The following is a 26339-nucleotide window of genomic DNA, read 5'->3' on the forward strand; positions in this document are numbered from 1 at the left end:
AAGAGTTGGGGATATGCGAAACTTCCAACAGAAGAAAATTTTAGAAATGATACAAACGCTGGCTGAGGCAAACGCGGAAATAAAGCGGCTTTTTTTACAAGGAGAAGTTTCTTCTTTCCTACAAGTATTGGCCGATTGTCAAGAGTTTGTGGCAGCCATTTGCGGTTTTATCGAAGAGATTGAAGGGGAAGGCACACAAACAGTTGCGCTGCTTGGAGAATATTATGAGCTCTTGTATCAGGCAAGCCTAGCTGCTGAACAGAAAAAAAACAGGAGCTTTTTGAAACACTTAAAAGAGAAACTGAGCAAAATTACAAATAGTGTAAAAACCGAATTTAAGCCAAACAAGCTAGAAGTAGCCTTTTTCCCCTACAATGCATCTATGTGGGATAGCTTGGAGTCGGTATGGCTAGCAGCCAACGCCGACCCCTGCTGCGATGCATATGTTGTGCCGGTTCCCTACTATGAGCTTTTACCTAATGGTACGTTTGGAAAAATGCACTATGAAGGTAGCGAATACCCAGACAATGTACCGATCACTGATTGGCGGGAATATAACATTGAGACACGCTGCCCGGATGTGGTTTTTATTCACTATGCCTATGATAATGCCGCTCACAACGCAAGAATTCACCCTGATTTTTACAGCAAACGATTGCGGGAGCACTGCGGTCAGCTTGTATATATACCTTATTTTGTTCCGATTGGCGATGTCGTAGAGGATTACTGTGTTACACTTCCGGGAGTACTATATGCTGATAAAGTTATTGTGCAGTCAGAGGCACAGCGGCAGTCCTATATCAAGCTATTTAAACAATACGGCAAGCAAGGCGGCTGGAATGGTTGTTTTGGGAACCCTATGGAAAAGTTTGTAGCCCTTGGTTCACCGAAATATGATAAGGTTTTGAGCACGAAAAAAGAGGAGTACTCCCTTCCCGAGGAGTGGGAACGACGAATTTATCGAAAAGACGGAACCCGCAAGAAAGTCATTTTCTACAATACCCATATGTTCACATGGCTAAACGGTGGTGAGCAGTATTTTAAGAAGTTACAGGCTGTTTTTGAGTTCTTTCTCTCCCGCGACGATGTGGTGCTTTTGTGGCGGCCTCACCCCAATACAGAGTTGAATTTCAGGACATTGCAGCCGCAATCGCTCAATAAATATATGCGGGTTATTAAAGAATACAAGGAGGCGGGTTGGGGGATTTATGATGATACTTCTGACCTGCATCGATCTATTGCTATTAGCGATGCTTATTATGGTGATGGTAGTTCCGTAGTTTCGTTGTTCACTGCTGCTGATAAGCCGGTTATGCTGCAAAATATAAATGAGAATTATTCGACGGAGCCATATATACTGCCGACTTGCTTATATATTGATAATGAATATATTTGGTATACCTTATACGGGAAAAATGGACTTTTTCGCATGGATAAACAAACGGGAAAATCGACTTTTGTTAGTCAGTTCCCTGATGTACCTAATAATGGTGAGTATTTGTTCCTTCAATCAGTGGCTAAAGTTGCAGATACTATGTTCTTTACTCCCTGCGCGGCGAACCATATCATAACATATAATATGGTTAATCAGTCGATGACGTCTATACCACTGAAGCCGGCAGTGGAAATAGCCGAAATCAATTACAATTATCTCCAAGAATATAAGTTTCATGATGTTTTTGCATATGGAAGTAAAGTGTTTTTTATCGGCTTATCATATCCTGCAATAGTATGCCTTGATGCTTTGACAGGAGAAATTGATTATTATACAGAGTGGGTGCCTGAATTTGTAAAACAAATGAAATCGCATTCTGAATACATTCTGACTCGCGCTGCTTGCCAAAATGGCTCTGTTATTGTTGCTACATCCGACAATACTAATGCAGTGCTTTTATTTGATATGGCTACCTGTAAAACAGAGGTATTTAAGATTGATAAGGCCACTAACTGGGCAAACGTTTGTTTTGACGGTGTGGATTATTGGCTTGTTCCTAAAAATAATGCATTAAGTGTTCGCTGGAATTTGAAAAAAAATATAATTACAGAGTATAATACATTTCCAGCGAATTTTTTACCGGGAGAGTATCACTCTATAAAAATACTGTCTGCTGGTAACTATATTTGGCTATTTCCCTATAAAGGAAATATGATTCTTAAAATAAATCGGGACAATGGAAATATGAAGATTGTACGGGAGATTGATAATCATTTAGGTTCGTTTAGTGGTTATATGTTTGCTTGTTTATCTGGTGGAAAAATCTATGCTATTCCTCGATGTGGAAATGTTATTGAAGAATATGATGTAATTACCGAAGAATGGAATATAAGGCCATTAAATATAGAAGAAGTATTAACAGGAACTAAAGGATCTTTTGATTCTTTATCATCAATGCTATATCAAGAAGGCGGCCTATGTAATGCCGAATACCTTACTAGCATAGTCGATGATAATAATTATATTGGATATGCAAAGCGTGAAGAGATGAATACTTTATCAATTATTACTGGCTCAGCAGGACGAAGTATTTATGATTTTATAAAGGCATTAGTCATTTAAAGATAGGAATATGTATTGAATTAGCAGTACTCAGACTGCCTGCTTATTACATGTTAGAAAAATTCACTAGAAAGTACATGGGGGATATTATCACATGGAGGTGGTATATGATGAAGGCAATTATACTGGCGGGAGGACTTGGAACTCGTATAAGTGAAGAAACGCAGGTTCGTCCGAAACCGATGGTCGAAATTGGCGGGAAGCCTATTCTTTGGCATATTATGAAAATATACTCCCACTATGGAATCAATGATTTTATCATATGCTGTGGTTACAAAGGGTATATGATAAAGGAGTATTTCGCCAATTACTTTTTACATACATCTGATGTTACCTTTAATATGGTCAATAATTCCATGGAAGTTCATGAACGTCATGCTGATCCTTGGAAGGTGACTTTAGTTGATACCGGAGAACAGACGATGACAGGGGGGCGTATCAAACGGGTAAAGAATTTTATAGGGGAAGAAACCTTTTGCTTTACCTATGGTGATGGTGTAGCCAATATTAATGTACATGAACTTATCAAGCTTCATAAAGCTCAGGGTACATGGGCTACACTGACAGCAGTACAGCCTCCCGGACGCTTTGGCGCTTTGGACATGCAGGGATCTCGTATTACTAGTTTTGAGGAAAAACCCCAGGGAGACTGTGGCTGGATTAACGGCGGCTATTTTGTTTTAGAACCCCAAATTTTTAATTTAATTGAGGATGACTCCACAATATGGGAACGGGAACCCCTGGAAAGGCTGGCGCAAACCAATCAGCTTTCCGCTTATCAGCATAAAGATTTTTGGCAGCCAATGGATACACTACGCGATAAAATCAAATTAGAAGAACTTTGGGAGTCGGGAAAAGCTCCTTGGAAGGTTTGGTAATATGGATAAATTCTGGGAGGGCAAGCGAGTTTTTATTACCGGACATACAGGTTTCAAAGGAAGCTGGCTAAGCTTGTGGCTTCAAACTCTCGGTGCACAAGTAATCGGTTATGCATTGCAGCCGCCGTCCAATCCTTCGCTATTTGATGCAGCGCATGTTAGCGATGGGATGATATCTCTTGAGGGAGATATATTGGATTATCCAAAACTGCAAGTAGCATTGCAGAAACACAAACCTGACATTGTGATTCATATGGCGGCGCAATCGCTGGTAAGAAATTCCTACCAATATCCCATAGAAACTTTATCAACGAACATTATTGGGACTGCCAATGTATTGGAAACAGTGCGACATACGCCGGAAGTCCAGGTCGTGATTAATGTTACAAGTGATAAATGTTATGAGAATCGTGAGTGGGTATGGGGATATCGAGAGAATGAGTCTATGGGAGGACATGACCCCTATAGCTGTAGTAAGGGCTGTGCGGAACTGGTTATTTCCAGTTATCGCCGTTCGTATTTTTCCGCAGACCATACTGGTAATATTGCAAGCGTCAGGGCTGGTAATGTAATCGGTGGTGGTGATTGGGCAATAGATCGGATTGTGCCTGATTGTATTCGTGCTATCCACAAAGAACAATCTATCCTACTTCGGAATCCGCATGCGATTCGACCTTGGCAGCATGTATTGGAACCACTGTCAGGATATTTGCTTTTGGTGCAAAAACTATGGGATGGTGGAAAAACTTATGCTGAAGGCTGGAATTTCGGGCCAAATGAAAGCCATGCTTGGTCGGTAGGGAAAATGGTTGATGTTTTCTGCCGTTTATGGGGTCAAGAGGCTAAATGGTCTGTGAACAGCTGCGATTATCTGCATGAAGCGCACTATTTAAAGCTAGATTCATCTAAAGCTAGGCATAAGTTGGGGTGGTATCCGGTTTTAAATATGCAGGATACCCTTGCTATGACTGTTGAGTGGTATAAGCGATATTTTGCTGGCGAAGACCCGCGAGCAATAACCTTAGAGCAAATTGCACAATACCAGAAAATATGTAAGGAGAATGGAGATGTCTGCTAAACAATGCCGGTTTTGCAAAACCCATTTAACAGATACTGTAGTCGATCTCGGAATGTCGCCATTGTCAAACTCCTATGTATCGCCTGAGCAACTTAATAATAAAGAGGCATTTTATCCATTGCATGCTTATGTATGTCCAAAGTGCTTCTTAGTTCAGTTAGAAGACTTTGAAAGCCCTGATACAATATTTAATGACTACGCATATTTTAGTTCCTATTCGGATACATGGCTGGCGCATGCGCGGCAATATACGGAGAAGATTCGTGAACGGTTTGCGATTACGGACAAGAAGCTTGTAGTAGAGATTGCCAGTAACGACGGCTATCTACTACAAAATTTTACCGAAAAATGTATCCCAGTATTGGGAATTGAACCGGCGGCTAATGTTGCTCAAACAGCGCTAGAAAAAGGGATTCCTACAGAGATTGACTTTTTCGGCAGGAATTTGGCACAAAAATTGGTTGACGATGGAGTAAAAGCTGATTTGCTATTAGGAAATAACGTATTGGCGCATGTGCCAGATATCAATGATTTTGTTGCGGGCATGAAAATACTGCTGCAAAAAGACGGCGTCATCACGATGGAATTTCCCCATTTATTGAAATTAATGGAAGAACGGCAATTTGACACCATTTATCATGAACATTTTTCCTATTTGTCATTTGAAACAGTGGAGAAGATTTTTGGCGTACATGGGTTAATAATGTTTGATGTGGAAGAGTTGCCAACCCATGGTGGATCACTGAGGGTGTATGCTTGTCATAGTGAGTTTCATGGGCATGTAGTAACAGATCGAGTAGCCAGTATGAAGGAAAAGGAAGTAAGATTCGGACTGAAAGAAATAGATACTTATCGTGCGTTTGCTGAAAAAGTAAAATCCCTTAAATTAGAATTATTGGCTTCCCTAATTAAGTTAAAGCTCCAAGGGAAAACCATTGTAGGTTATGGTGCCCCTGCAAAAGGCAATACACTTTTGAACTACTGCGGCATCCGAACCGACTTTCTCGAATATACAGTGGATCGCAGTCCTCACAAACAAGGGAAATTTTTGCCGGGAACCTATATCCCGATATTCCATCCAGACGAAATACGGAAAACCCAACCGGATTATGTTTTGATTTTACCGTGGAATTTGAAGGATGAAATAATGGAGCAGCTGGAATATATCCGGAAATGGGGCGGCAAATTTATTGTGGCCATTCCAACCGTGGAGGTATTGTAATGATCTTCACTGAGACTAGATTGTCTGGGGCCTATGTTATTGATTTGGAATATATTAATGATGAGCGGGGTTTTTTTGCTAGGGCCTGGTGTAAAAAAGAATTTGAGAAATATGGTCTGAATTCAAATTTGGTTCAGTGTAATCTGTCTCATAATGTTAAACGGGGTACGTTACGCGGTATGCATTACCAAGCTGCGCCATATGAAGAAGCTAAGCTTGTATCCTGTATCTCTGGTGCGATTTATGATGTTATCGTTGATTTGCGAGAAAAATCTCCCACTTTCAAGCAATGGCAAGCTTTTGAGCTATCTGCACAGAATCATCGCATGCTATATATTCCGGAGGGATTTGCTCATGGATTTCAAACCTTGCAGGATAATACGAGCGTTTTTTATCAGATGAGTGATTTTTATCATCCTGAGTGTGCAAGGGGTGTGCGATGGGATGACTCGACGATAAATGTGGAATGGCCCAAAATCAAAGAAATGATTATATCTTCAAAAGATAAGAGTTATGCGAATTTTATAGCTTAACTATAGGAGGACTGCATGCTAAGGATATCCGGAAATGCACGAATTTCTAAGCAGGCTGATATAGAAGATTCTGTTAAAGGCTCAGAGATTATCATAGAAAGTGGAGTGATGATCGACTCATTTGTGAAGATCAAACCGGCTGGGGGAGCGGTAATATAATAATAGGGGAAAATAGTATATTAATGCCGGCGTCAGTATTTATAGTGGGAATGGAGTTGCAATCGGTAGTAATGTGCTTATTGCAGCTAATTGTACTTTAGCTGCAAGTAATCATGAATACAGAGAAAAAAATAAGAAAATTAAAGAGCAGCCTTTCATGCCTAGTAAAGGTGGCATCATTTGAAGATGACTTTTGGATTGGTGCGAATACCGTGATTTTAGATGGAAGCGTAATACGACGAGGTGTAGTGGTCGGGTCGCACTCTTTAGGTAAAAGGATATTTAGGAGAAATGGTGTTTATGGCTGGCAATCCTTTGAGATCGGTGGGGTAACGCGAATGATTACAGTGCTGGGAGCATCTGGATTTATTGGTTCGGCAATAGTAAAGAGACTTAAAGAACTCAATTTAAAGCATTTTGTACCTGGACGTGATGAGGATATTCGTGGGAAAAAGCTTGGAAAAGTAATCTATTGCATTGGCATCACTGCCGATTTTCGGACAAGACCAATCGAAACAGTAGACGCTCATGTTGGGAAACTTTCTAATTTACTCAGCAATTGTGATTTCGAATCTATAGTATATTTGTCTTCAACGCGTTTATATAAAAGTACGAATGTATTGGGACAAGAAGATAATATTATAGAGGCAACCCCTTTGCTGCTTGATGATATATATAATATTTCGAAACTTATGGGAGAATCGTTGTTATTTTCTTGCGGTAAAAAGGCAACTGCTGTACGACTGTCAAATGTGTATGGTCTAGATACTCATTCAAATAATTTCTTACCTAGCATTATAAAAGATGCAATATGGAAAAAACGAATTAGATTACTGACCTCTTTATCTTCAGCAAAGGACTATATAAGTTTGAATGATGTAGTAAGCCTGATATTGAAAATTACAATGCATGGACATTACCAGATATATAATGTGGCAAGTGGCATAAATACTTCGAATTTAGAAATCACTCAAAAGCTGGAAAAAATAACAGGATGTAAGGTTGAAACAGATAAGCATGCTATAGAAGTACAGTTTCCACAAATTAGTATATCTCGTATAAAAGAAGAATTCAGTTATATACCCTCGTTAATTGTAGAAGACTTGGAAGGTTTAGTAGGTGAATATTATTCTTTAGGAGGAATAAATGATTATAATTGATTTAGAAAATGATCTAATTAAAACTGAATCCGAACAGGATCAACAAATATATCCACTTAATTCACCTGAGGCATTCGCTATAATATCCAATGCTTGGTTGCGTGCTGGCTGGGATACAAAATACGTCTACAGTTTTACTTGGATGGGAAGACCAATAATTCAGTTGCCTGAAGATATGATAAGAATTCAGGAAGTTATTTATACCTTAAAACCTGATGTTATTATTGAGACTGGTATAGCACACGGTGGATCGCTAATTTTTTATGCCGGACTGTGTAAAATGATGGATAAGGGGAGAGTTATCGGGGTGGATGTTGAGATCCGACCTCATAACAGAAAGGCTATTGAATCACATCCGCTATTTCCATATATTACATTAGTTGAAGGTAACTCCATTGATCCGTTGATTGTGGAACAGGTAAAAAAGCAAATTAAACCAGAAGATAGAGTGTTGGTTTTGCTTGACTCCTGTCACACGAAAAGTCACGTATTATCCGAGCTATCTGCTTACGCTCCGCTGGTGAGTGTTGAGTCGTTCATAGTGGCTACTGATGGGATTATGGAACAAGTCGTTGGAGCTCCCCGGACAAATCCTGAATGGTCATGGAGCAACCCAAAACAAGCAGCGCTAGATTTTGTAGCACAAAATGAAGATTTTGTAATTGAAGAACCTAAGTTCTTATTTAATGAAGGAATCATCACAGAACGTGTTACTTACTGGCCGGGAGCTTTTATTAAACGGATTAGGTAAACAGTAAGTCTATTCAGATATGAATCCAAGGCCGGAAAAGCTAAATCTAAAATTTATTGGGATATCTGAAGTGCAAACTAATTTTCTTTGATTCAAACGAGGCAATCCGTCGATGTACTATATATTTAAGAAGCTAACTGAGGGAGAGATAGTCAGTGATGGAGTATATTGTATTTGGAACTGCTAATACTGCAAAATGTTTTGTCGCAACTCATCCAACGGCGCGCATTGCTTTTTTTTGCGATAACAATAAAAACATGTGGGGTACCTCTTTTTATGAGAAAGAGGTTATTTCTCCTGCTAAATTAAAGGAGATTTATGATCCTAACAGGTATATCGTAGTCATTGCGAGTACTTATGTACAAACTATTGGATTTCAATTATTAACAATGGGGATTGCTAATACCCATTTCTTTAATGCTCCAATAAAAGAGGGAAACGTACTTTTGCAACATGAAATGGATATGCTTCCCTTTATACAAAAGTATGTCAATTTCAATGGGGAATTTGAATGGGCTGGGATTCCTTTTGCAAATGCAGAAAAAATGAAATATAACCGGGAAATAACTATACTCATTCCAACTTATAAACGACCGCAGTTGCTAAAACGAGCCATTACGTATTATGGTAGCCTTAATAGCGAAGAATTGGGCATCCGCTTAGTCATCCTAGATGCTAGTCCGCAAAATATAAAAAGTCAGATTGCAGATTTTATTAAAGACATGCCACAAGATAGAGTATGTATGCCGTGTTTCACAGAAAATGCGGATATTTCGCATGTTTTCCTGCGCTTACATGAGGGGTTACAAAAGGTTGAAACTGAGTTTTGTGCCATTTCTGCTGATGATGATTTTTTATTACAAGAAGGGCTAGAGGAAAGTGTTGAGTTTTTAGAACAATATAGTGATTATTTTGCTGCTACGGGAAAATGTTATGCTTTCAATGATAATAATATGAAAAATATTGAATATGAGCATGTTGCTACTCTGAAGGAATCTATCTCTGCTGATGCTTTCGACATGCGAATAAGGCAATGGAACCATGCGGCGCAAACATTCTTCTACATGGCATTTCGTACAAAAGAGATACAAAAAGTATTGTTTTTACTTAGTAAAAAAGTTCAGCTTGTTCAAAAAAAGAATCTCCACTTTATGGAATATTTTTATTATATTATATTGCTGTCCTGGGGAAAAATTGGAGCTATAAAAGGAAAGTGGATTTTTCGTGAAAGACCTGGCTTTCTACAAATAAAAGATAGGGAAGTAATTTATGATATTGTTTTAGATGACACTTTTGAGGAGCACATTGATATGGCATGGGAAGTATATCATAGTATTTTTCCGAATATAAGCAAAGATGAGTTTTTTAAAATAGTACAATATCTAATATATTTTATTTTGCTAGACCGGACAAGAACCGAAAAGCCATTGAATGCGGTTAATTTTAAGCAAGATTTTGAATGTACCACCAGTCCTATCTGGTTGCCTTATATCAATGATAGGCGAAAGTGCAGACCTGAGAATAAAGATGAGATAACCGGGGATGATTAGATGGAAGACAATAAAATATCCGTTATTATTCCTGCGTATAATCGGGAAAAAACAATTGAGTATGCAATAAACTCGGTTTTAGAGCAAACTTATCTTCCTTATGAAATTATTGTAGTTGATGATTGTTCGACGGATAATACTAAAACTATAGTTGCAAATATCAAAAAAAACTCCATAAAAGTTAAGATACATTATATTTGTCTAAAAGCTAACGCTGGTGCACAAGTTGCTAGAAATGAAGGTGTAAAATTTGCACGTGGCAAATGGATTGCCTTTTTAGACAGCGATGATATTTGGGAGAAGAATAAATTAGAACTTCAAATAGATATTGCGAAAGTGAATCAATTTAATCCTTTTATTGTTGTACATGGAAACTGTTTGGTGAGAAAGGATGGGATGTCTAAGGATTCTGAGTGGAAACTACCGAATATTAGTGGGGATAATGTTTATAGTACCTTGTTAAAACAACCAGGACCGATGTTTCAAGCTATTTTTACATCAAAAATGGCTATTGAAAAGATTGGGTATCTAGATAATGAAGTGCCGTCATATCAGGAGTGGGATACTGCGATTTCTTTATCAAAATATTGTAAGTTTATTTATTTAAATAAGCCTTTATTTGTTTATTGTTTACATAATGATGAAACGATATCTAAAAATCATAAAAGAAATATTGATGGGTATCAATATATTATCAGCAAATATAAGAACGATATTATTAGCTATTGTGGAATAGATGTATGGATAAAGCATTTAACCAGACAGATGGTCATGTGCATAAGACATAAATTCTGGGACGAGGCCGACGTATATTTAAATAATATTGAAATGGATTCCAAAGTATTTGGATTAAGAAATGATTTGTCATTAATGAATCGTTTTATAAAAAGAGAAGTAGTTGTTTTTAGTACAGGAGAATATAGTAATTATTTACTTGGTTTCTTGCCGTTGTCTGTTGTCTATTTCATAGATAATGATCCACGAAAGTGGGGCGCTGTCTTTAAGGGATTGCCGGTTTATGGGGCGGAAAAATTACTTCAAGAAAATAAAGAAAAAATTGCTATCGTTATTGCCAGCCAGTATGGAGCGGAAATAGGTGCTCAGCTTTCAGAAATGGGTTTCATAGAAAACATACATTATTGGGATGCATATAAGGCTTTTGGCTCAATGGGCTAAAGGCTAACTGAGAATTCGAAAAGGTAACTTGGTTTCAACAAAAGAAGAATTGTAGATTGAGGTTATGATGATGCAACAAGTCATGCATAAGGGAGAGTTGTTGGGTTGTATAATTCCTGCGAATTTTTCCCAGCCAGGAATTCACTTTTTTACTCCTAATGATTTTTCGCAGCAAGTAGCATATATGAATCACCCCATAGGGAAATTGATTGAACCACATGTTCACAATTTGATATTACGTCAAGTGCATTATACACAAGAGGTTTTGTTTATACGTAAGGGGAAATTGCGAGTTGATTTCTATGATAACCAGCAGAAATACTTGGAAAGTCATATCATTGGCGCAGGTGATGTAATTTTACTGGCATCCGGCGGGCATGGCTTTGAGGTCCTAGAAGAGGTTGAAATGTTTGAGGTAAAGCAGGGGCCGTATGCCGGTGAGGGAGATAAAACGCGATTTGCTGGTATTGATGCAAGGCAAGTTAAATTAGTTGAGTAGGTGTTGAAGTTGAGAAAAGTTTTTGTCAATGAGCCTAAACTGGATGGAAATGAACGGAAATATTTGAATGAATGTATAGATAGTGGCTGGATTTCTTTTGAAGGACCGTTTGTAAGCCGGTTTGAAGAAGGAATGGCGAAGCTTACAAATCGTAAATACGGTATTGCTGTGTCTAATGGCTCAGTAGCGCTTGATACGGCAGTGATGGCTTTAGAATTAGGCAAAGATGATGAAGTAATTATGCCAACATTTACGATTATGTCTTGTGCCGCGCCGCTCGTCAGAGCAGGTGCCAAACCGGTACTGGTGGATGCTGATCCGTTAACCTGGAATATGAGAGTGGAAGATATTGAGAGCAAGATTACGCCTAAAACCAAGGCTATTATGGTGGTTCATATTTATGGGTTGCCAGTCGATATGGACAAGGTGCTGGAACTTGCAGTAAAATACAAGCTTCGCATTATCGAGGATGCAGCAGAAATGCATGGGCAGGCATATAAAGGCAGACCGTGCGGCAGCTTTGGAGACATTAGTACATTCAGCTTTTATCCCAATAAGCATATTACCTGCGGCGAAGGCGGCATGGTCTTAACCAATGATGAGAAGTTAGCGGAGAGATGTAAATTAGTGCGAAATTTGTTCTTTAGTCCGGAAAAACGCTATGTGCATGAAGAACTTTCCTATAATTTCAGGATGACAAATATGCAGGCTGCAATTGGTGTTGCGCAATTGGAACGTATTGATGAGACAGTGGCCAAGAAACGACATATTGGCAAAATGTATACAGAGCTTCTGAAGGGTGTGGAGGTCATACAATTGCCGGTAGCTAAGACCGATTATGCCGATAATATTTATTGGGTATATGGCATTGTATTAGATGATGAGTTAAACATAGATGCTGAAGTTGTAATGAATAAGTTAGCGTCAGAAGGAATTGGTACAAGAGGCTTTTTCTGGTGCATGCATGAGCAGCCGGTATTTGAAAAGATGAAGCTATTTGCTGGAGAAAGTTACCCCCATGCTGAAAGATTGGCTAGAAAAGGCTTTTATTTGCCGAGTGGCGTTACAATAACCGATGAGCAGCAGATATATGTTGTTGAAAAATTGAAAAAGGCTTTGTCTGAGGTGAAGCAAAGTGGCTTTTGATAAATATGCGCATTATTATGATTTGCTTTATAGGGATAAAGATTATATTGGTGAAGCTAATTATATTGATAGTTTAATCAGAAAATATAATATTAGAGCGGAAAATATATTAGATTTAGGCTGTGGAACGGGAAAACATGCAGAACTTTTATCCCAGAAGGGCTATAAAGTGCATGGTGTGGATATGAGTGAGGGAATGTTGCAGGAAGCATATATAAGGGCGGAAAACAATTCGAATTTATCATTCACCTTATCTAATTTACAAGAATTTAATTTAGAAGAAAAATTTGATGTTGCAACGGCTTTATTTCATGTAATGAGCTATCAGACTAGCAATAGTGATTTGTACAAGGCTTTCTCTACTGCTTTTGAGCAGCTGCTGCCTGGAGGAATATTTATTTTTGATTGCTGGTATGGCCCTGCGGTATTGTCTAATCGGCCTGTGGTTCGGGTAAAGCGACTAGAGGATGCACAGATACATATAGCAAGAATAGCAGAACCAGTTATGCATCCAAATTCAAACTTGGTAGATGTAAACTATCACATGTATATTAAGGATAAGGAATACGGAACTTTTGGCGAGCTGCAGGAAGTTCATACTATGAGATATCTTTTTAGGCCGGAAGTAGAGCTTCTGTTAGAACAAGTAGGATTTTGCTTGATTGATTCCTTTGAATTTATTACTGGAAAAACTCCCGGATATGATACTTGGAATGTGTGTTTTGTGGGACAAAAGGGGGCAAAACAGGAAAATGAGAAAAGCTTTACTAGTCTTAGCTAATTCCGCTCGTGGCTTATCGACTTATCCGGCGGTTTATCAATGTGCTAATGAACTGAAAGAACGAAATTTCCATGTCACAATAGTGACTGATTCTACATGTGATGATGAAAATATCAAGTGCTTCTTTGATGAGGTACATATTATACAGGCTAAAGGATGGCTAGACGAGCTATTAAAATATACAAAGTTTATCATCCAAAATAATTATGAATATGTGATCTGCTTTGACCCAAATGATGCAAAAAATGTTGCTATTGCATCTATATTTAACAGATTTAATAAATATATATATTACAATTTGGAAATATCGGAAAAGCCATCTGAAATTATACCTCAAGAAATTCCTAATGATAGACCTCTATACATTTGGGGGGCCGGAAAATTTGGGCAGAAGGCCATTCAATGGGTACGGCAATCAGGTTTTAAGGCCACGGGTTTTATTGATAACAATTCAGCTAAATGGGGTGAAGAATTCGAAGGCCTTCCCATACATTCTCCGCTAACTTTAGAGAAGTCAAATGCAGACGATAGACCGTATGTTATTATTGGCTCTATGTACATAGGTGAAATTAGCGCGCAACTAAGAGAGCTGGGCTATGATTCTAAAGGATATTCTGATATATATATAGTTGATTTTCGTGATAAGGCGATGTTTTTCGTTAACAAGATATTAGAAAAATTATATTGTTACAATAGCTGTTGTATGGTTATTCAAGATGCGATACGAGAAAAAATTTCAGCGAAACATGGTATTAAACATAAATGCACCTATTATATACCAAATACGTATTATTCGCATTCTATGACTGATAATGATAGCAAAAAATGTACAGGCTCTTTGTTTTTTAGTGGAGGGTTTGAGGAATTAGTGATTTCTGAAATTATTAATGATGTTAATCAATATAACCATAGCCTTACATTGTCCGGATGGGATAGAGGTAGTGGTTATTTGGAGAGAAATAAGGATAAACTTGCTAAGAAAAATATTACAATAATCGAACATAAGTTATCTCCTGAAGAATATGTAAAGCTGGTTAAGCAATATGATATTGGACTAGTTTGGTATTCTAGAAAATGTGATAATGCACATTTTATCGGCAGAAGTTCTGGCAAACTGTTCATGTATCTTAGCTGTGGAAAACCTGTTATTGTTAAGAATTTGCCTGGAATGGCAGATGATGTAAAAAAGTATAAGTTAGGAAAAGTTATAGACTCTTTAGCAGAAATACCTGAAGCCATTGAAGAAATAGTGAAAGATTATCCGTTTTATGAAAACAATGTTAAGAATGCTTTTGTAGAAATATTTGATTACAAGAAAAGTAGTAAGGCATTTTTTGATAAATTATGATAAGTATACACTGAAATTTAATTTCAGCTTACATATACAAATTCATGCAATGTGGACAGTAGACTTATTGAATCTTAAAAAAAGCTACTCAAGGAGTTGAGTAATAGTTGAAAGTTCCATATGAGACAATAAATGCTTGGCAACAACAAGCTGTATTAGCTGATCGGTATTCGGAAATAGATATATTGAAGTTAGCGGATGATTTTCGTAAGAAACAAGTGATTGTCTTTGGGGCTGGAACATCAGGTGGTCAAGTACTGGAAGCCTTGAGTTTGATAGCGGTTCCTGTCCGTTGTTGTGTAGATAATGCTCCGCATAAACAGGGAGGAAAGCTACAGGGAATTCCGATTTATAATCCGAATTTTATTGCTGATTTAGACAAAGACGAATTGATCGTTTTAGTCGCTAGTATATACTATTCTGAGATAGCTGGACAGCTTCGCGAGATGCAGTTGCAGGATGAAGTACATTTTTATGATGGATTGCAACTTTGTGAAATTATCTACGAATTATACAATAAAAAAAATGTGGAATTTGGCGAGTCTTACCATAAGGACCGAGAGATACGTCATAATATTAAAGTTATTAATTATCAAGTAAATAACTTTTGTAATTCAAAGTGCTTGATGTGCAATGTCTGGAAGAAAAATGATAAACAGTATTTTACCGTAGATGAGTTTAGGAACATATTAACAGATCCATTATTTGCAAACGTTGAACATATTGGTATCACTGGCGGCGAGCCGACGCTAGTGGAGAATTTACCAAATTATTTCCGGGCAGCGATTGATGCTTTGCCGAGGTTAAGTGGCTTAAGTATGATTTCTAATTCACTCAATCCTGACAAAGTGATTTCTGATATTGAGAAAATAAACCGGATGTGTTTGGCGCACAAAAAAAGCTTTTCCGTTATGCTCTCACTGGATGGCATTGGTTCAGCTCATGACTGCAACCGAGGAGTATCTGGCAGTTTCAATAAGGTAGAACAGGTTCTTGCATTTCTGAAATCTAGCGGGATTACCTTTAGCACTGGTACGACAATTACGAAATCAAATGTGTGGGATTTAGAAGAAGTATTAGTTTACTTGAGAGAAAATGGTATCTACGGTCGTTTTCGTATTGCTGAATTTATCAATAGATTGGATAATCATGATAATAAAAATTTCATTAGAAATTTTAACGAGGACGAGATATATCAGCTTTTGCTATTTTTTTCTAAGCTAGAGTATACCTATGAGCAAGATGAAACAATAAAAAATACGTATAGAAGTATTAAAAATATGCTTCGAGGCGGTAAAAGATTAATCAGTTGTCCCTATCAAGAACAACGTGCAGTTAACCTAGACTGTCATGGGGGGCTTGCATATTGTGCTCCAAAATCAAAAGTTATTGGGAATCTAATGGAGAACTCCGGTATAAAGCTCTATACGGAAAACTTAGCATATCTTGAGCAGTATAAACAAACATACTGTGATTATTGTATTCATGATTATCATGGTGCACTTTCACCTGAATTGATTCATATGAAATGGGAGGAGCAGCACTGGCGACAATACTTTACTATTAAGCAGTATATGAACCGAAGAAATTCTTTTAGTATAGATATAAATGGTGAAAAACCAGAGAACTTTACTATATTTATTGTGGGTTGGTACGGTACAGAAACAGTAGGGGATAAAGCGATTCTGGGAGGGATCGTGGATCACTATAAGGCAAGATATCCTACCGCAAGATTTATGGTTTCATCGCTGTACCCATTTGTGACAGAGCGTACATTAAAAGAACTTAAAATCAACGCTAGAGTTGTTCCGGTATTTAGCAAAGAGTTCTTTTTGTATGCATCTGTTGCCAATGTGGTGGTTGCAGGCGGAGGGCCGTTAATGGAGCTTGATGAATTATCCCTAATTCTTTGGGCCTTCGACATGGCGAAAAAAAATGATGGTAAGACAGTTGTCTATGGTTGTGGTATCGGGCCTATATATACCGAGGAAAAAACGGAAGCGGTAAAAAATATACTTGCTATGGGGGATGAAATCTATCTTAGGGATGATGCATCTGTCGAACATGCGCATCGACTTACTGGACGGAAAGGTATAAAAAATATCGGTGATCCAGCTATCGGCTTTTTACAAAAATTTCAGACTAAAAATAGTAAAGGGAAAACAAGAATAGCTTGTTTCCTTCGAGAGTTAACGACTGAATATAGAGCAGCGGTGAATATGGATGAATTCTATAGTTTTAAAGATGATTTAGAACAAGCGTTGGCAAAGAATATTATAAACTTTTGTGATACTTATGATTTAATTCCATACTTTTATTCCATGCATAATTTTGCAATTGGCAATGATGATCGAGACTTTAATATTAATTTCACTCGTAAATATTTTTCCGGACGTAAGCATTTTGTTGAGAGAGGACTTTCTACAGTTGAAAGTATTACACAAGCCATGCAAACATCTCATATAAATCTTTGCATGAGATTTCATTCGGTTGTATTTGCGCAGACTCTAGGTACCGACTTTATTGCACTCGACTATACTAGTGGCGGGAAGATTAATGGATTTCTTACAGATGTTGGTAAAATTAATCATATGATTTCCATGAGATCAATTATTGACGATCCATGCCATATTGTTAGGCATTATGAACAAAGGAATATAGTCGAGAGAAGATGACGGTATAAAATAGCATGAAAAAGATTGGTTCATCCTTAAATAAATAGTCGGGAGAGTTTCCATGAAGATAGGATTATTTTCCGCATATGACAATCAAGGAGCGGGCAATGCCGCTCTGCGTCTTCATAATGGCCTGAATCAAATCGGGCAGGACAGTACAATGTTTGTTAAATATAAATCAACCAATGGTACAAGTGTAATAAACCTTACTTCTCCTGATACGCACAATATTGTATTCGATAGCCTTGTAACGAAATATTTTTTTAATAACATTTATGAGGGCAATACAATTTGTTCGGTTTTATATCCGTCCGTTGGTTTTGACTTTTTATCAAGTATTAAAGATCTTGATGTCATAAATCTCCATTGGGTTACGCAGTTTTTATCGCTTGAGGCCGTAGTCCACATAAGACAGATGGGTAAGCCAGTCATATGGACATTACATGACCAGAATCTCATGACCGGCGGCTGTCATTATGATCACGGCTGTGAAAAATATAAAAGGGATTGCTCTGGTTGTCCTCAGCTAAAAGAAAATCCTTTCAATATAACGCAAACTATCCTGGCCGCCAAGAAACGGTATTTGCCGAAAGATATTGTTATTGTCACTCCTAGCCGATGGTTGGCTGATTGTGCCCGGGAAAGCACTGTGTTGAAAGAGCATCGCATTGAAGTAATCCCTAACTCATTAGACACGCAATCCTTCCTTGCAGTTGATAAAAAAACGGCAAAAAGATTTTTTGATATTCCGAAGACGGCGAAAGTAATTCTGTTTGGTGCTGTGTCTCTTAAAGAACGGCGAAAAGGTTTTTCCGAGCTGCTAACATCAATGGAATTGCTTTGTGAAGATCAACAAATTGCGTCCCTGATAAATAACCAGCAGATATTCATATTATTATTTGGTGAGTCTTCGCCGCTTATTGAGAATTTAGGTGTGCCATATAGGGCGCTGGGGTATCTAAAAGATAATCATGCCTTGAATATGGCGTATTCTGCAGCTGATGTGTTAGCACTGCCTTCCTTAGAGGATAACCTTCCCAATGTGATGCTGGAAAGTATGGCCTGCGGGACACCTGTTGTAGCTTTTGACATAGGCGGTATGTCTGATGTTATTCAAAATGGGGAAAATGGTTATTTAGCTTCATCGGGAAATTGTCAACAGTTTGCACAAAGACTGAAAGAAGTTTTATTAGGGTCTTCCATGCAAAGCTTTTGCCGACAGTTTTCTGAAGAACAATTTGCTTTGGAGGTTCAGGCAAAACGATACAGTGGCTTGTTTGAAGATGTTGTAAAAACTTCCCGGCCGACCATTTCTATGCATGTTCCAGTGATGTTTCCAGAAATATCTGAAGCAATTATGCCATGGATTATTGATATCTCCAAGGATATAAGTTTCACATGTGATGAGCAAATTCGAATCGCAGAGATGATCAATCTTAGAAATAAGCGACTACTAATTTGGGGGACTGGGAACACAGCACAAGAATTGTTCGAGCAGTTGAAACTGCAGGGACAGGACAACCTTGTAGTAGGGTTTATTGATAACAATAGAAGAAAATGGGATTATTTGATGTATAATCGGCCAATTTATTCACCGATGATGCTGAATGACCCTGGCGCTGATTACGCTGTAATTATAGCGTCAATGTACTATGCCGAAATTGGCAAACAACTAGAAGCAATGGGCTTCACGGCTATTGCTGCAAAACTATACTGTTCTATACATAAATAGAGGGGTTATTATGGGCAAAAAAATCGCACTCATCACCGGCGTTACCGGCCAAGACGGTGCCTATTTATCCGAATTATTATTGCAAAAAGGCTACGAAGTCCATGGTATCAAACGCCGCGCCTCACAATTTAATACAGACCGGATTGATCACATGTATCAGGATCGCCATGAGGAACAGGTGAATTTCTTTCTTCATTATGGCGATACGACCGATTCTACCAACCTGATTCGTATTATTCAACAGGTGCAGCCAGATGAAATCTATAACCTGGCAGCTCAAAGCCACGTACAGGTTTCTTTTGAAACCCCCGAATACACGGCGAATGCGGATGCTTTAGGAACCCTACGGCTTCTGGAAGCTATACGTATTTTGGGGTTAGAGAAAAAGACCCGCTTTTATCAGGCTTCCACCAGTGAGCTATTCGGTAAAGTCCAGGAAAGTCCTCAAAAGGAGACAACTCCTTTTTACCCCCGCAGCCCCTATGCGGTCGCTAAGCTTTATGGGTACTGGATCACGGTGAATTACCGCGAGGCCTACGGGATGTACGCCTGCAACGGGATTTTATTTAATCATGAATCCCCTTTAAGAGGGGAAACCTTTGTTACCCGCAAGATTACCAGGGCAGTAGCCAGAATCAAGCTAGGCTTGCAGAAAAAATTGTATTTGGGAAACTTGGACGCTAAACGTGACTGGGGATTTGCCAAGGACTATGTGGAAGCTATGTGGCTGATGCTGCAGCAAGAGCAGCCAGAGGATTTTGTTATTGCTACCGGGCAAACAACGAAGGTTCGTGATTTTGTACAGCAAGCATTCAAGGAAATCGGTATTGAAATCAAATGGCAGGGTAGTGGAGTGGACGAAAAAGGTCTTGATCAAGCAACCGGAAATGTACTGATAGAGGTAGATCCGCGCTATTTTCGTCCCACAGAGGTTGAACTTTTACTAGGCGATCCCAGTAAGGCAAAAGTCAAGTTAGGTTGGGAAGCTAAAACTACATTGTCTGAACTAGTGGCGATGATGGTTCAGGAAGACCTAAAGAGTGCTCAACGGGATGTACTCTGTGAGGAGAATGGCTTTGAAGTACGGCAGTATAATGAATAAGGAAGCCAAAATTTATGTTGCTGGGCATCGCGGACTAGTAGGGTCTGCTATTATTCGTGCTTTAGAGAAGGCAGGCTATACTAATATCCTAATAGCAACGAGACTGCAGGTTGACCTGTTAAATCAAAAAGCGGTAGCTGATTTCTTTGCTGCAGCGAAGCCTGATTATGTGTTTTTAGCAGCGGCAAAAGTAGGTGGGATTTTAACTAATTCCATGTATCCGGCTGATTTTATTTATGAAAACCTAATGATTGAAACAAATATTATTCATGCCGCCTGGAGAAACCAGGTTAAAAAGATGTTGTTTTTGGGTAGCTCGTGTATTTACCCAAAACTGGCAGGACAGCCGATCAAGGAAGAGGCTTTGCTGACAGGAGCTTTAGAGCCAACTAATGATGCCTATGCTATTGCAAAGATTGCAGGCATCAAGCTATGCCAGGCTTATAATGAGCAATACGGTACGGCCTATATTTCTGTTATGCCGACCAATTTATATGGCCCGCATGATAACTTTGATTTAGTGTCTTCTCATGTTTTACCTGCACTCATGCGTAAATGCCATGAAGCTAAGCTGACAGGCTCACCTAATTTTACAGTGTGGGGTACTGGGACACCGGTGCGGGAGTTTTTGTATGTGGATGACCTCGCGGATGCTTGTCTTTATCTGATGCGTACCTATAATGACAGCAAGATTGTCAATATCGGTACAGGTGTCGGAGTGTCGATCAAGGATTTGGCTTTCGAGATTGCGAAGACGGTTGGATATGACGGTGAGGTTGTCTTTGACACGTCAAAGCCTGACGGCACGCCGATAAAAATTAATGATGTGACTTACCTTGCCAGTCTGGGATGGACGGCTCCAACCGACCTTAATACCGGTCTTTTACGGACTTACGAATGGTTTTGTCAAAATTATCAATAGGGTAGGTGCTACTATGCGGCCTTTTACATTCTCGGTGATTACTGCTACATTTAACAGTGAACAATATTTGGAACAAACCATTCTGAGTGTCTTCAATCAAACCTACGCCAACATTGAGTATATCATTATCGACGGCGGTTCCACGGACGGGACGCTGGATATTATCAATAAATATCGTCACCGAATCGCCGCTGTGGTGTCTGAACCGGATGAGGGCATCTATGATGCTTTTAATAAAGGGGTTCGGCTTGCTAGCGGCGATGTGCTTTCTTTTCTTAATTCCGATGATTATTTTCATGATTCAAACGTGCTGGAACAAATAGCGGCAGTGTTTTCTGCTCGGCCTGAACTAAAAATAACCTATGGAAATGTACTGATGCTGGATGAGAAAAATAATTACGAACGTCCATTGGGCAAGCTGTTAACCTATGAAGACTTTCGATATGGCGAAATGTGTCAGCATCCAAGTATGTTCGTCCGCAAGGAGTTATTTGCAGCACATGGCCCGTTTGACTTGTCCTATCAGATTGTCAGTGATATGGAATTTGCAGCGTATTGCTTCAAGCATTACGAACAGTATGCTCAATATTTTAACCGTATCGTCGCTGTGTTTCGCAGTGGAGGTGTAAGCAGCAATCCGATCAGGCGAAAACAACTGTTGGAAGAAACGCAAAGGCTTATCATCCAGTTTTTTGGACAGGTACCTGAGTCTATGGTCAAAGATGTTGATATAACTGGTTATTATAAAATATGGCTGGAGAATTTACTGCTGCAACAGCAGGGAATATCGCGAAGTTTAAGGACAAAAGGGATTAACAGAGTAGCAATATTCGGCACCATGAAAACGGCGTTATATTTGTTGGAAGACCTACGGCTTGAGTTTTTTGAGGTTGTTTGTTTCTTGGATAATAATCCTAATATGCAGGACAAGGTTATTTCAGGAATTCCGGTATATTCGCCTGATTGGCTGACGGTTGATCGTGACCAAGCGGTCGACGCGATTTTAGTATCGGTTGAAACAGGTAAAGACATTAAGGTTTTCGAACAGCTTCAGAGGCTATATGGTCAACAGAACGTGGCGCTTCTTTCTTGGAAGGATTTAATTCAGTGTTTGTAAGGGGACGTTTTGAATGCAGTGTGAAGTAATGCAGTCACCCCAAGGGAGGATAAAGTATTCTATGAATGAACGCCAATATATTATAGATACTTTTAAAAACAAATTTGCAGATTGTGTGAACAAAAAAATTGTTTTATATGGTATTAGTAACAATACAAAGCATATTCTTGATAGCTTTAGTGATTTTCAGTTTTTGGGCGTAATGGATGGTTATAAGACTGGTGAATCTATTTACGGGAAAAGAATTCTTTCCAATGAAGAAGTATTAGAACTTAAAACAGACATTATTATTATTATTGCACGGGCAAATTCAACGAAGATTATTTGTAAACGTATTGCGAAATTTTGTAAGAGCCATAAGATAGAGCTATTTGATCTTAACGGTGTCAATTTATTAAAAAATAATGATGAAACGGTGAAAAATCATCCTTATTTTAGTGTGGATGAAAAGTTATTGCGTGAAGAAATCCTCAAGCACGACATTATTAGTTTTGATATATTTGATACTTTAGTAATGAGAAAAGTTCTATACCCGCATGATATATTTGAGCTCGTGTCAAGGAATATGCAATCTGAATTTAAAGATGATTTTGTAAAACAAAGAATTGATGCAGAGCGAGACTTGTCAGTGGATACAATTCCAACTTTATGCGAAATTTATGCTAGAATTCAAGAAAATACGGGTATTTCGACTGAATTGTCGGATCAATTAATGCAAAATGAAATTGATACCGATAAATCAGTTTTGGTTCCCAGAAAGAAAATGACTGATATTTTTAATTTTGCGATTACTTCTGAAAAAAAGGTCTATTTAATTTCCGATATGTATCTGCCAAGGAATTTATTAGAAGAAATATTGGAAAACTTAGGTATAGTAGGTTATCAGGATGTATTTATTTCTTGTGAGTATCGTACGTCGAAATCACAAAACCTTTATAAAGTATTTAAGGAAAAAATACAAGGTCAGTCATATCTGCATATTGGAGATAATCTGGACATTGATGGTACATATGCACAGATTAATGGAATTGATTCATTTCACATTTATAGCGCCGGAGATATGTTAGAAATATCAGCGTATAAGAACGTCCTAGGCCAGGCAGAAACATTAGATGAACGAATTTTAACAGGGATGTTTTTAGCAAAAGTTTTTAACGATCCCTTTGCATTGTATAAGTCGGAAGGTAGGATGACTATAAATAATGCGTATGATATGGGGTATTTATTTATTGCACCATTAATAACTGCATTCATGGTTTGGTTGGTGCAGAAAGTAAAGATGGGATATGATAAAATACTCTTTTCAGCAAGGGATGGCTATATCTTTAATAAATTGTATGATAGTATTGGGGAACCTGAAAAAAGGTCATTAAATCTGCCGCAAAATATATACTTTTTGATCTCGCGAATGTCAGCAATTTCAGCTTCGATTTTTTGTGAAGAAGATATTCTATATGCATCTCAGATTGCTTTTGATGATTCACCGGAAAAATTATTGAAGAAAAGATTTTTGTTAGAAGATAGAGAAATACTTCCTTATCAAAAAGAAAAGTATGAAACTTTGCAACAATATGTGCTTTCACATAAAAAAGAGATATTATCTAAGTCGATGCTTCTTCGAAAACAGTATTTTAAGTATATAAATACTTTGAATTTAAAAGAAAATGATAGACTAGCATTTTTTGATTTTGTTTCTTCTGCTACTTGCCAAATGTGTTTAATAAATATAGTTTCACAAAAAATAAGTGGTTTATATTTTATCCATTTTTTTGAAGAATATCATAAAAAGACAGCATTAACAGTCGAATCTTTTCTGGAATCGGGCTATATGTATGGATTACAAAGTTATTTATTTACCAACTATTTATTTATGGAAAGTATAATTGTATCTTCAAAGCCTACGTTGTCACATTTTGATCAAAAGGGAAATCCTATCTATTTAGAAGAAAGCAGGACTGATAAGCAATTAGTGTATATAAGCGAAGTGCAGCAAGCAATTATGAATTATTTTAAAGAATATATGGTCTTGAATTCAAAGCTGGAAAATGGAATTCGTTCGCAATTTGCCGATCAGGTGTTTAGTTTAATCCAACAAAGATATTCTATAGTAGAAAATTGTGAGTTTGAAGCTAATCTATCGAGAGATGAATTTTGCAATCGAGAATATACAATGACAGATATGTTTAAATAGTGAGGTACCGCATATGAACAAAAAGCACATAGAACAATTTATTGAACTATTTCGCACAGAAATCAATCCCATATGTCCAGTCGAGTTGTTTCATGATAAGGACATCTTATTATATGGTGCGGGGCGTGTCGGCGAATTGGTTTATGATGTACTCGTCGGGAACGGTCAGGAGGTGATAGCCTTTCTGGATAGACGTGGTTCGGGCGAAATGCGTTATCGCTCTAAGCCTGTTTATAGTTTGGATGCGATCGGTCTGACGCAGGAGGCAATCCAAAACGCAGTTGTGATATTAAGCTTTGATTCTGGGGAGGCTGAATTTACCGATGTCGCCAATCAACTGCGTGCAGTGGGATTTTGCCATATCTTGCATTATAAGTGTTTGGCGGCTTTTTTGTATAATCCACTGGATGTCCAAAAGGCCCAGAAAGAAATTCTGGAATTTGCGGCATTATTGGATGAGGAAGAGAGCATACGAGTGCTCTATCAGTTTATAAAGTCAAAGCTGACAAGTGATTTCTCTGCGTTCTGTTTGCCATGCAATGAATCGCAATATTTTGTGAAATCTATCGCGTTTAATAAGGGTTACGAAAGATTCGTCGACTGTGGAGCATATGTAGGGGATAGCATTTTGACCGGATTGCGCCATGAAGTTCCGATTCAATCTGTAGTGTGCTTTGAGCCAGATGAGAAGAATTTTGCCCTGCTTCATAAAAATTTGGAAAACTACATGGATAATCGAACAGCCATATGCTTTCCTTGCGGAGTTGCTGATCGTGCCAGCAAGTTCTTTTTTACGAACCAGGGAACAGCGGGCAGCCACATTTCAGAGTTCGGGACAGCGATGATTCAATGCGTGTCGTTATCTGAGGCCTTGGTTGGATTTCATCCGACATTTATCAAAATGGATGTTGAGGGCGCTGAATACAGTGCTATTTTAGGGGCAAAGAAAATCCTTGTCGAGGACAAGCCGGACCTGGCTATCTCGGTTTATCACAAAAATGATGACATTTGGCGGCTTCCGTTACTGATTCACTCCATTGTTCCCGAATATAAATTCTTCTTGCGGAGTCACGGGATTTATGGCGTAGATACTGTACTATATGCAACAATATAGTATAAAATCATTTCACTTCATGCAAAAAAAACAAGCGGTTTTAAGCTGCTGTACTGGGATTTATTAAAAAGTGTGGCTAGATCAGCAAGATGTTATCCAAATTCAGATGGTCAGCGTCAAATGTTGCTCGGCAGATTTTAATATTATTAACATTATCTGGTTGCTGGAATACCGAAATTGCAGCAACTTTTTTATAAATTCCTCTTTAGAAAAAGCACTGTTTGTTCGATATAACAATAGAGAAGAATTTGACGAGGTGGAACAAGACATGGATGTCACTTTAAAAACTACCGCGATACTTTCAACTAATCAAGCTTCTAAGCTTTCAGCAGATAATCAGCCTAGAGGATCTGCAACAGCTAAACTTGCTAAGAATTACGATTATCCCAAGCAAGCAGATGCCAGTCCTCTTAGTCGGGATGATGCAGAGCAAGTCACTGATCGAATGAATAAATTGATGGAGCTAATGAATACTGATTTGCAGTTTTCTTTACATGAGAAAACCAAGCGACTGATCGTGCAAATGGTTGATAAGCGTGACGGTACAGTGCTAAAAGAGTTTCCACCTCATGAATTGCTGGATACGATTGCCAATATACAAGAATATGTTGGTATGTTGTTAGATAAAAAGGCGTAGTTTCGATAGGG

General features: G+C 38.3%; 22 protein-coding genes. All 22 read left to right on the plus strand.

Going from position 1 to position 26339, the window contains the following annotated elements:
* Nucleotides 1-13 precede the first annotated feature (13 nt).
* The 22 genes from RTR76_RS07530 to RTR76_RS07635 all read left to right on the plus strand — a co-directional run bounded on the left by RTR76_RS07530 (nt 14) and on the right by RTR76_RS07635 (nt 26328).
* The gene (locus RTR76_RS07530; protein WP_312518676.1) at nt 14-2557 is read left to right on the plus strand and encodes a CDP-glycerol glycerophosphotransferase family protein; all 2544 of its coding nucleotides are present in this window, start codon (nt 14-16) and stop codon (nt 2555-2557) included.
* 110 nt (nt 2558-2667) lie between these two features.
* A complete protein-coding gene (gene rfbF, locus RTR76_RS07535; protein ID WP_312518820.1) occupies nt 2668-3435 on the plus strand; it encodes a glucose-1-phosphate cytidylyltransferase in 768 nt (255 codons plus the stop codon).
* Between the two features lies 1 nt (nt 3436).
* The gene (gene rfbG, locus RTR76_RS07540; RefSeq protein ID WP_312518678.1) at nt 3437-4513 is read left to right on the plus strand and encodes a CDP-glucose 4,6-dehydratase; all 1077 of its coding nucleotides are present in this window, start codon (nt 3437-3439) and stop codon (nt 4511-4513) included.
* Entirely contained in the window at nt 4503-5735 is a 1233-nt protein-coding gene (locus RTR76_RS07545) for a class I SAM-dependent methyltransferase (protein WP_312518681.1), read from the plus strand. Before rfbG ends, RTR76_RS07545 begins: the two co-directional genes overlap by 11 nt.
* A complete protein-coding gene (rfbC, locus tag RTR76_RS07550) occupies nt 5735-6268 on the plus strand; it encodes a dTDP-4-dehydrorhamnose 3,5-epimerase (RefSeq protein ID WP_312518684.1) in 534 nt (177 codons plus the stop codon). Before RTR76_RS07545 ends, rfbC begins: the two co-directional genes overlap by 1 nt.
* A 15-nt stretch (nt 6269-6283) precedes the next feature.
* On the plus strand, nt 6284-6427 hold the full coding sequence (locus tag RTR76_RS07555) for a hypothetical protein (RefSeq protein ID WP_312518686.1): 144 nt from the start codon (nt 6284-6286) through the stop codon (nt 6425-6427).
* Nucleotides 6428-6540: 113 nt separating this feature from the next.
* Nucleotides 6541-7587: an NAD-dependent epimerase/dehydratase family protein gene (locus tag RTR76_RS07560; protein WP_312518689.1), complete on the plus strand. Its 1047-nt coding sequence runs from the start codon at nt 6541-6543 to the stop codon at nt 7585-7587.
* Entirely contained in the window at nt 7574-8338 is a 765-nt protein-coding gene (locus tag RTR76_RS07565) for a CmcI family methyltransferase (protein ID WP_312518691.1), read from the plus strand. The genes RTR76_RS07560 and RTR76_RS07565 overlap by 14 nt, the downstream gene beginning before the upstream one ends.
* A 158-nt stretch (nt 8339-8496) precedes the next feature.
* Nucleotides 8497-9888 carry a TIGR00180 family glycosyltransferase gene (locus tag RTR76_RS07570; RefSeq protein WP_312518823.1) on the plus strand — a complete coding sequence of 464 codons (1392 nt, stop codon included), beginning with the start codon at nt 8497-8499 and terminating at the stop codon, nt 9886-9888.
* The gene (locus RTR76_RS07575) at nt 9889-11064 is read left to right on the plus strand and encodes a glycosyltransferase (RefSeq protein WP_312518694.1); all 1176 of its coding nucleotides are present in this window, start codon (nt 9889-9891) and stop codon (nt 11062-11064) included. It begins immediately after the preceding gene.
* 64 nt (nt 11065-11128) lie between these two features.
* Complete coding sequence (locus RTR76_RS07580; protein ID WP_312518697.1) at nt 11129-11563, plus strand: hypothetical protein; 435 nt, start codon at nt 11129-11131, stop codon at nt 11561-11563.
* Nucleotides 11564-11572: 9 nt separating this feature from the next.
* Complete coding sequence (locus RTR76_RS07585) at nt 11573-12709, plus strand: DegT/DnrJ/EryC1/StrS family aminotransferase (RefSeq protein WP_312518700.1); 1137 nt, start codon at nt 11573-11575, stop codon at nt 12707-12709.
* Nucleotides 12699-13490 carry a methyltransferase domain-containing protein gene (locus RTR76_RS07590; protein WP_312518702.1) on the plus strand — a complete coding sequence of 264 codons (792 nt, stop codon included), beginning with the start codon at nt 12699-12701 and terminating at the stop codon, nt 13488-13490. Before RTR76_RS07585 ends, RTR76_RS07590 begins: the two co-directional genes overlap by 11 nt.
* On the plus strand, nt 13462-14838 hold the full coding sequence (locus RTR76_RS07595) for a hypothetical protein (protein WP_312518705.1): 1377 nt from the start codon (nt 13462-13464) through the stop codon (nt 14836-14838). The genes RTR76_RS07590 and RTR76_RS07595 overlap by 29 nt, the downstream gene beginning before the upstream one ends.
* A 107-nt stretch (nt 14839-14945) precedes the next feature.
* Entirely contained in the window at nt 14946-17513 is a 2568-nt protein-coding gene (locus RTR76_RS07600; RefSeq protein ID WP_312518708.1) for a polysaccharide pyruvyl transferase family protein, read from the plus strand.
* 61 nt (nt 17514-17574) lie between these two features.
* Nucleotides 17575-19245 (plus strand): glycosyltransferase, encoded by a 1671-nt coding sequence (locus RTR76_RS07605; protein ID WP_312518710.1) that lies wholly within the window; start codon nt 17575-17577, stop codon nt 19243-19245.
* Between the two features lie 10 nt (nt 19246-19255).
* The gene (gene gmd, locus RTR76_RS07610) at nt 19256-20347 is read left to right on the plus strand and encodes a GDP-mannose 4,6-dehydratase (protein ID WP_312518712.1); all 1092 of its coding nucleotides are present in this window, start codon (nt 19256-19258) and stop codon (nt 20345-20347) included.
* Complete coding sequence (locus tag RTR76_RS07615; protein WP_312518826.1) at nt 20340-21269, plus strand: GDP-L-fucose synthase; 930 nt, start codon at nt 20340-20342, stop codon at nt 21267-21269. The genes gmd and RTR76_RS07615 overlap by 8 nt, the downstream gene beginning before the upstream one ends.
* 13 nt (nt 21270-21282) lie before the next feature.
* Nucleotides 21283-22386: a glycosyltransferase family 2 protein gene (locus tag RTR76_RS07620; RefSeq protein WP_312518714.1), complete on the plus strand. Its 1104-nt coding sequence runs from the start codon at nt 21283-21285 to the stop codon at nt 22384-22386.
* Between the two features lie 61 nt (nt 22387-22447).
* Nucleotides 22448-24577: a hypothetical protein gene (locus tag RTR76_RS07625; protein ID WP_312518717.1), complete on the plus strand. Its 2130-nt coding sequence runs from the start codon at nt 22448-22450 to the stop codon at nt 24575-24577.
* 13 nt (nt 24578-24590) lie between these two features.
* On the plus strand, nt 24591-25691 hold the full coding sequence (locus tag RTR76_RS07630; RefSeq protein WP_312518719.1) for an FkbM family methyltransferase: 1101 nt from the start codon (nt 24591-24593) through the stop codon (nt 25689-25691).
* A gap of 70 nt (nt 25692-25761) precedes the next feature.
* Nucleotides 25762-26328, plus strand: a complete 567-nt coding sequence (locus RTR76_RS07635; protein ID WP_312518722.1) for a flagellar protein FlaG — start codon at nt 25762-25764, stop codon at nt 26326-26328.
* Nucleotides 26329-26339 lie beyond the last annotated feature (11 nt).

The organism is Anaerospora sp. (assembly GCF_032013335.1).
Lineage (GTDB): Bacteria > Bacillota > Negativicutes > Sporomusales > DSM-15969 > Anaerospora.

Bases quoted from the DNA above. Each gene is read 5' to 3' on its own strand.
- RTR76_RS07580 (WP_312518697.1), top strand. From the start codon at position 11,129: ATGATGATGCAACAAGTCATGCATAAGGGAGAGTTGTTGGGTTGTATA.
- RTR76_RS07620 (WP_312518714.1), top strand. From the start codon at position 21,283: ATGCGGCCTTTTACATTCTCGGTGATTACTGCTACATTTAACAGTGAA.
- RTR76_RS07615 (WP_312518826.1), top strand. From the start codon at position 20,340: ATGAATAAGGAAGCCAAAATTTATGTTGCTGGGCATCGCGGACTAGTA.
- RTR76_RS07605 (WP_312518710.1), top strand. From the start codon at position 17,575: ATGAAGATAGGATTATTTTCCGCATATGACAATCAAGGAGCGGGCAAT.
- RTR76_RS07555 (WP_312518686.1), top strand. From the start codon at position 6,284: ATGCTAAGGATATCCGGAAATGCACGAATTTCTAAGCAGGCTGATATA.
- RTR76_RS07545 (WP_312518681.1), top strand. From the start codon at position 4,503: ATGTCTGCTAAACAATGCCGGTTTTGCAAAACCCATTTAACAGATACT.
- rfbF (WP_312518820.1), top strand. From the start codon at position 2,668: ATGAAGGCAATTATACTGGCGGGAGGACTTGGAACTCGTATAAGTGAA.
- RTR76_RS07595 (WP_312518705.1), top strand. From the start codon at position 13,462: ATGAGAAAAGCTTTACTAGTCTTAGCTAATTCCGCTCGTGGCTTATCG.
- rfbC (WP_312518684.1), top strand. From the start codon at position 5,735: ATGATCTTCACTGAGACTAGATTGTCTGGGGCCTATGTTATTGATTTG.
- rfbG (WP_312518678.1), top strand. From the start codon at position 3,437: ATGGATAAATTCTGGGAGGGCAAGCGAGTTTTTATTACCGGACATACA.
- gmd (WP_312518712.1), top strand. From the start codon at position 19,256: ATGGGCAAAAAAATCGCACTCATCACCGGCGTTACCGGCCAAGACGGT.
- RTR76_RS07575 (WP_312518694.1), top strand. From the start codon at position 9,889: ATGGAAGACAATAAAATATCCGTTATTATTCCTGCGTATAATCGGGAA.
- RTR76_RS07560 (WP_312518689.1), top strand. From the start codon at position 6,541: ATGAATACAGAGAAAAAAATAAGAAAATTAAAGAGCAGCCTTTCATGC.
- RTR76_RS07530 (WP_312518676.1), top strand. From the start codon at position 14: ATGCGAAACTTCCAACAGAAGAAAATTTTAGAAATGATACAAACGCTG.
- RTR76_RS07565 (WP_312518691.1), top strand. From the start codon at position 7,574: ATGATTATAATTGATTTAGAAAATGATCTAATTAAAACTGAATCCGAA.
- RTR76_RS07570 (WP_312518823.1), top strand. From the start codon at position 8,497: ATGGAGTATATTGTATTTGGAACTGCTAATACTGCAAAATGTTTTGTC.
- RTR76_RS07630 (WP_312518719.1), top strand. From the start codon at position 24,591: ATGAACAAAAAGCACATAGAACAATTTATTGAACTATTTCGCACAGAA.
- RTR76_RS07625 (WP_312518717.1), top strand. From the start codon at position 22,448: ATGAATGAACGCCAATATATTATAGATACTTTTAAAAACAAATTTGCA.